The 6,320-nt window shown below is 51.1% G+C and carries 6 protein-coding genes and 1 pseudogene; 2 read left to right on the top strand and 5 right to left on the bottom strand.

Annotated elements, in window-relative coordinates:
• Together A0129_RS12515 and A0129_RS12510 are read right to left on the bottom strand one after the other, a co-directional pair.
• Positions 1-505: pseudogene (locus A0129_RS12515) on the bottom strand (TRAP transporter permease); the annotation flags it as partial.
• A gap of 99 nt (positions 506-604) precedes the next feature.
• A complete protein-coding gene (locus A0129_RS12510) occupies positions 605-1,585 on the bottom strand; it encodes a TAXI family TRAP transporter solute-binding subunit (protein WP_291715435.1) in 981 nt (326 codons plus the stop codon).
• A 255-nt stretch (positions 1,586-1,840) separates the two neighbouring features.
• Here A0129_RS12510 and A0129_RS12505 point away from each other — a divergent pair, with 255 nt between their 5' ends.
• Positions 1,841-3,442, top strand: a complete 1,602-nt coding sequence (locus tag A0129_RS12505) for a peptide chain release factor 3 (RefSeq protein WP_291715434.1) — start codon at positions 1,841-1,843, stop codon at positions 3,440-3,442.
• A gap of 65 nt (positions 3,443-3,507) precedes the next feature.
• Complete coding sequence (locus A0129_RS12500) at positions 3,508-3,852, top strand: helix-turn-helix transcriptional regulator (protein ID WP_171098628.1); 345 nt, start codon at positions 3,508-3,510, stop codon at positions 3,850-3,852.
• 48 nt (positions 3,853-3,900) lie between these two features.
• On the opposite strand, the gene A0129_RS12495 is transcribed toward A0129_RS12500, so the two are convergent.
• From A0129_RS12495 to A0129_RS12485, 3 genes are all read right to left on the bottom strand, one after another.
• Positions 3,901-4,155 (bottom strand): acyl-CoA-binding protein, encoded by a 255-nt coding sequence (locus A0129_RS12495; RefSeq protein ID WP_008249852.1) that lies wholly within the window; start codon positions 4,153-4,155, stop codon positions 3,901-3,903.
• 18 nt (positions 4,156-4,173) lie between these two features.
• Entirely contained in the window at positions 4,174-4,842 is a 669-nt protein-coding gene (locus tag A0129_RS12490) for a TetR/AcrR family transcriptional regulator (RefSeq protein WP_040512784.1), read from the bottom strand.
• Between the two features lie 153 nt (positions 4,843-4,995).
• Positions 4,996-6,249: a patatin family protein gene (locus A0129_RS12485; protein ID WP_291715432.1), complete on the bottom strand. Its 1,254-nt coding sequence runs from the start codon at positions 6,247-6,249 to the stop codon at positions 4,996-4,998.
• Between the last annotated feature and the right edge of the window lie 71 nt (positions 6,250-6,320).

The following is a 6,320-nucleotide window of genomic DNA, read 5'->3' as shown; positions in this document are numbered from 1 at the left end:
TGCCATCAAGCCAGTTGAATTTTGTGCCTTGCGGTCGCAGAAACCAGGTGCCAACAATCGCACCGAAAGTAGCTATCGACAAAGGGATGCCAAATTGGTTGACTTCCATTTCCGGAGTAATCATCTCGCCTGCAGCGATGATCTGCTGCATGTCATACACCGTGTACAGGGCATAAATCGCCGGCATGGCCAGCAGCGCCGCCAGAGCCTTGATCAGGCCCGGATTGCCGCGTTGGGGTTGATCTACATTTGAAGACGAGTAGGCAATGAAACCAATAATCAGGGCACCAGCCACGTGAAGAATGCGAAAAGCCCAGGTTTCTATGGGGGCCACATTCAAGGAGAAGACGTGCCAAAAGGCGTAGCCCGCCGACAGAATTGAGACGATTAAAGCCGCGTGCTGGGTGAAAGTGCGCTGATTATTCGCTGGGGGTTCGTCATCAACGCCCTGGGCGATGAGTCGATCCTCTGCGGCAGTGCTGGATGCGCTAGTGGGTGTGGACATGATGGAGCCGATTCAAGAATAGTAAGACTGGTTGCGGAAGCGCGTCAGGTATTGGATTCAATACCTGACATTCACTGGATCAAATGGATTGATCGATATTTACTTCAGTTTCAAGTGAGCTGGGATTTTGAAACCTTTTTCCTCGTAGTACTTTGCGGCACCGGGGTGGAAGGGGATGAAGGTGTTTTTGTCCCAGTTTTGCGCCAAGGTAGTGCGCGCGCCTTTGTGGATGGTCAACATTTTTTCATTGTTGTCCAATACGGCCTTGGTGGCCTCATACACAAAGCTTTCTGGCAAATCGCAGTTGGCAATCGCGTAGTTCCACATTGATACAGCACGGGCGTCTTGGGTTAATGTCTTGTAAGTATTGGCCTTGATGGGGAATGCAGACACCGGGTAGGTGTCCATGATTTTCTTTTGCTCAGCTTCCGTAAATTCAAGAATATTGATCTTGGTTTGTACTTCAAGCTGGGTCACTGCTGGAATGGGCACACCGGCGGCGAATGCGACTACGTCGATCAAGCCATCCTGCAATTGACCACCCAAATCGCTCCAGCCACCGTTACGGCGTTCAAATTTGACGCCCAGCGTTTCCAGCATTTTGGGAAAGTAGGTATCGGAAGTAGAGCCGGCCGGGCCGAAACCGATTTTTGAACCGGGCGGAATGTCTTTGATCGATTTGATGCCACTGGAGGACAGCACGGTGACTGAGAACGGGGTTTCATACATGGGGAACATGGCACACACCTTGTTCATTTTCAGGCCGGGAGCCAATGGGCTTTTGCCGTCCAATGCTTCGCGGGCGGGCCCCATGGTGGTCATGCCAAAAGCCAGCTTGCCGGTGTGCACCAGTGCCAGATTCTGAGTGGGGCCGCCGGTTACTTCTGCACCACCAGTAATCCCGACCGTTTCTGCCACCAGGTTGGCCCAACCTGCACCGTAGGCATAGTAAGTGCCACCCTGTGACGCTGTGCCTACCGTAAAGCTTTTGGGCCACTTGGATTTGTCGGCGTGAGCTGCTCCCATGGCCATCGCGGCCAGGCTGATTGCAACGGCTGATTTTGCCAGAATTGCTTTCATTGGTATCCCCTATGATTTGATAAAACTGCACCCATTGGGTTCGGGTTTTGTGATTGTTATCGTTCTTTAAATGAACGAATCGAATGTGCAAAAACACCGTGTTAATGTCGTTGTTGTAATAAAAATGAGCAATACGGGATGTCCGCAACAGGGTTTCTATCAGGGTATTGATTTATATATCGATACGACAATGAAAGGAGGTGAATTTAACCCCTTGGGCGTGTAAAATCACGGCTTTTGCGCCAAAGGGCTGCTGTGTCCATTGAATCTGAAGTCAAGCGTCGCCGAACGTTTGCAATTATTTCCCACCCCGATGCGGGCAAAACTACGCTGACTGAAAAGTTGCTGCTGTTTGCGGGTGCCATTCAAATTGCGGGTAGTGTGAAAGCACGCAAGGCCAGCCGCCACGCCACGTCGGACTGGATGGAAATTGAAAAGCAGCGTGGTATTTCCGTGGCCAGCTCGGTGATGCAGATGGAGTATCGCGATCAGGTGATCAACCTGCTCGACACCCCAGGTCACCAGGATTTTTCCGAAGATACCTATAGAGTACTTACTGCGGTGGATGCAGCCTTGATGGTGATTGACGCCGCCAATGGTGTTGAACCACAAACCTTGCGCTTGATTGAAGTGTGCCGCGCGCGTAATACGCCAATCATTACCTTCGTCAACAAGATGGACCGCGAGGTGCGTGATCCCCTCGAATTGATGGACGAAATTGAAAGTACTCTTGGAATTCCCTGTGTGCCATTTGCGTGGCCAGTGGGGCAAGGGAAGTTGTTCCACGGTATTTTTGACATTCGCAAGAATCACATGCGTGTTTTTACTCCGGGGGCCGATCGCCGTCGCGAGGATGACGAGGTGATTGACGGCGACAATCGCGAATTGCTGCGCAGCAGGTTCGGTGCCGAGTTCCAGCAAGCCGAGCAGGAGATTGACTTGGTTACCACAGCTGCGCCCAGCTTTGATGCCTCTGAGTTTCTTGCAGGCAAACAAACTCCCATGTTTTTTGGTTCGGCAGTGAACAACTTTGGTGTTCAGGAAGTACTGGATGCATTGGTGGATGTAGCGCCCCATCCAGGACCGCGCAAAGCGATCGAGCGAGAGGTGGCACCCACTGAAAGTAAATTCAGCGGTGTTGTTTTCAAAATTCAGGCAAACATGGATCCTTCCCACCGCGATCGAATCGCCTTTGTGCGGGTTTTGTCGGGCCGCTTTGAGCACGGTATGAAGTTCAAGGTGCTTCGGACCGGAAAAGATTTCCGTCCCACCAGTGTGGTGACTTTTCTTTCTCAGCGCCGTGATCGCGTGGACGAAGCCTACGCCGGCGACATTATTGGATTAACCACCCACGGCGGTCTGCAGCTGGGTGACTCGCTCAGTGAAGGAGAGGGTCTGCAGTTCACAGGTTTGCCGTTTTTTGCCCCGGAGTTGTTTGCCTCAGTTGAATTGAAAGACCCCATGCGTAGCAAGCAACTGCAAAAGGGGTTGATGGAACTGGGCCAGGAAGGCGCAATTCAGGTGTTCAAACCCCTGCTAGGCTCGGAAATGTTGTTGGGGGCCATTGGACAGCTTCAGTTTGAAGTGGTGCAGGCACGTTTGAAGGGTGAATATGGGGTAGAAGTGCGTTTGGCGCCGAGCCGCTACAGTTGTGCCCGATGGGTGACTAGCAAAAATGCCAATGATTTGCGCCGGTTTATGGACGCCAACGTGGGTCGAATGGTGACTGATGCTGCTGACACCCATGCTTTTTTGGCAACATCCAGGTTCGATCTCGATGTAATGCAAAAGCGATGGGAAACCATCGAGTTTCACCCCATGCGTGAACACGCTGGGCTTTTGCTGGCCAATCATTGAGCCCCACCCCCGTGTAAAAACGGGGGTACAATCAGTTCAATATAAAAAAACATATCGGTCATGCTATGAGTGAACTGGATTCCCTGCTGGAACAAGTATCTGGCTATTTTGCGGTGCTATCCGAGCCCACGCGATTGAAGATCATCCATGCCTTGTGCAATGGAGAAAAGTCTGTGAATGACATTGTGGAGGAGGTGGACTCTACACAGTCCAATATCTCACGCCATCTGAATTTGATGTACCGTGCGGGAGTTCTACAGCGCCGTAAAGAGGGTACTTTGGTGTTGTACCAAGTGAAAGAACCTACGGTGGTGGAGCTTTGCCGAACTGTGTGCGTTCATGTTGCAGCGAAACTTGACTCAGTGCCTGTGGACTCAAGGCAGCTGCCTGATTTTTTCAAGCAGCCATAAAAAAACCGGCCTCCGCGGCCGGTTTTTTGTTTCCAGAAGGTCTCGGGTTTATTTCAACGACTCGATCAGGTCGATGTAATTTTGCATGGCCTGATCGTTACTCGTACCCTCAAGGCCTTTCCATGCATCGTATTTTGCACGACCAACAATGTCTGTGAATCCTGGGCGTTTGCCGGTGTTGTCGCCTTCCGTGGATTGTTTGAAGAGGGCGTAAATTTTCAACAGGGTTTGGTTGTCAGGGCGGGCGGGCAGTGATTTTGATTCCGCCACAGCCTTTTCAAAACGGGCTTTCAAGTCGCTCATAAGTTCTCCTAGGTCTTGTTATGTGTTTTCTTCAGTGATAAAAGATTGGGCCAGGCTTTCAAACAGTTCTTTGGCATTGCCTTGCAAATAGGGCGCCAGCAAACACATCACCTGATAGACACCATTGGCCAGTGCGGCGCTCATGGTGGCTTCGTCGTTGAAGTGGCGAGGGTCGCGCACGTATTCAAATGACAGCCAATAGGTGGCCACCACTACCATATTGGTGGCCAATGCATTGATTTGCGCTTGTGAGGCCATCATGTCGCCCGATTCAACGAGGCCTTGGCACAGACGGCGCGCCACATCCACTTTGTGTTTCAGGATGCGTTTGAAATGGATTTCTAGGGTACGGTTGCGCGACAGCAGATCATTCAAGTCGCGGTACAGAAAGCGATACCGCCAGATCAGTTCGAATGAGACTTGGAGATACAGCCAGGCATCTTCAATATTGGCCTGACGGTTGCCGGGTACGTCGAGCAGTCCGTCGATTTCTTTTTCGAAGCTGGCAAAAATACTGTTGACGATGTCGTCTTTATTGCGGAAGTGATAATACAGATTACCGGGGCTGATGTTCATTTCATCAGCAATCACGGTGGTCGTAATATTGGGCTCCCCGAATTCATTGAAAAGCCTGAGCGACAAATCAAGAATCCGTTCTCTTGTTCTTCTTGGAGGCTTGCGTTCCATGTTCTGGTCGTCTCCTGTCTGGCCAAAGTCCTGATCGAGCTTAAGACTTCATGCAGCAAGTCTGTTATTGGTATTTTGAATATTATTAGTCTACGTTGTTTTGTCGAGTATTTGGGGCTTCACTGCCTTTGTTACCAGTGAGTAATGGCGTCATTAAGCAGCATTTCTGGTTTTTGCGATCCGTAGGTAACGATCAAGCTCATTGAGTGAATCCTCAAGCTGGTCAAACTTCGACACCATTGATCCTGCACGGGCTGGTGTTTTGCTAACGTTGTTGCTTAAGTGTAGGGTCGGATCTTTTAAAACTTCCAGATTCAATTCCAGTCCGTGCCTGGAAAACTTTTCAGCCAAGTCATATCTTCTAGCCCAGAGTTCCTCGCGTGTTCTCTGGTAAGCATGTTCACACAATCGACGTCTGCTGGCGTAACTGAAGGGGTTGGTGAAGAAAAACTCTCCGTCGCCATGTTGAGGTTCAAACAACACAATATCGGCGTTGGGGTACAGGTGTCCGTAACGCTCCATGCCAATGTCCATGCGCGAATGGATGATTGACCTGAATGTTTGTGACAACACAAGAGGCAAGCCGCCTTCGTATAACCGTGAGCCCGGCTGGAAAGCTTTACCTTTGGCGCGACGGCGATGGTTTTTTGGGTTCAGCCTGTCATCGTAGGGAACGAGCGGGTTCAGGCAGATCAACAGTTCCACGCCCTCTTTTAAGGCGGTGGAGGCATGCAGGGTTTTTTTCAACGCGCCGTCCACATAATGCCGGTTGGCAATTCTTGTGGGGGGAAACAGGCCAGGAAGGGATGCAGAGGCTTGCACCGCTTTTGATATGGGCACATCATCGAATCCGGGCATGCCAAAGGGAATGGAATCGCCGGAATCGAGATCGGTGGCCACCAAAATAAGGCGGTTGCGCAGGCTGCGGAAATCATTGGTACCGCCACCTTTGGCAATCAGATCTGCCATCCATTCATGCAGTTCGTCACCATTGAACAAACCCGTGGGTATTGCTGCACCCAAGCGTTCGATGCAACTGACCCAAGTGGCGTCATCGCGTAGAAAATAATCGGAAATGGCGGTGCCCAATAAACTGGGTACCTTGCGCAGCCGCATCCAGTACTCTTTCCAGGCTGGACGCAACAAAATTGAAGGATCGAAGGCAAGTTCTTCAGGCTCACCTTCAATAAACAATCTGTAAATTTGATGCGGCGTTAGATCGTGCGCCAAACCAGTGGCCACAATTCCGCCAGCGGAGACACCGACGTAAACGCTCATGTCATTCAGGTCGAGCCCGTCGATAGCCTCAGAAAGTGCTACCAATGCGCCAATTTCATAGATTGCGCCCAAGGGGCCGCCGCCAGCCAAGGCCAATCCGATCTTCGGGTCAGAGTTGCGATTGTTCATGCGGGTTATGAGCTCCAGCCGCAAAGTGTGTCCGACAAGACCGCCTTTGGCCCTGTCGGCTTAGGATTCAA

The organism is Limnobacter sp. CACIAM 66H1 (assembly GCF_001601825.1).
Taxonomy (GTDB): Bacteria; Pseudomonadota; Gammaproteobacteria; order Burkholderiales; family Burkholderiaceae_B; genus Limnobacter.
This window is presented reverse-complemented; position numbering and strand designations above follow the sequence as displayed.

Excerpts from the sequence above, each read along its gene's own strand:
- A0129_RS12510 (WP_291715435.1), bottom strand. The coding sequence starts at position 1,585 with ATGAAAGCAATTCTGGCAAAATCAGCCGTTGCAATCAGCCTGGCCGCG.
- A0129_RS12500 (WP_171098628.1), top strand. The coding sequence starts at position 3,508 with ATGAGTGAACTGGATTCCCTGCTGGAACAAGTATCTGGCTATTTTGCG.
- A0129_RS12495 (WP_008249852.1), bottom strand. The coding sequence starts at position 4,155 with ATGAGCGACTTGAAAGCCCGTTTTGAAAAGGCTGTGGCGGAATCAAAA.
- A0129_RS12490 (WP_040512784.1), bottom strand. The coding sequence starts at position 4,842 with ATGGAACGCAAGCCTCCAAGAAGAACAAGAGAACGGATTCTTGATTTG.
- A0129_RS12485 (WP_291715432.1), bottom strand. The coding sequence starts at position 6,249 with ATGAACAATCGCAACTCTGACCCGAAGATCGGATTGGCCTTGGCTGGC.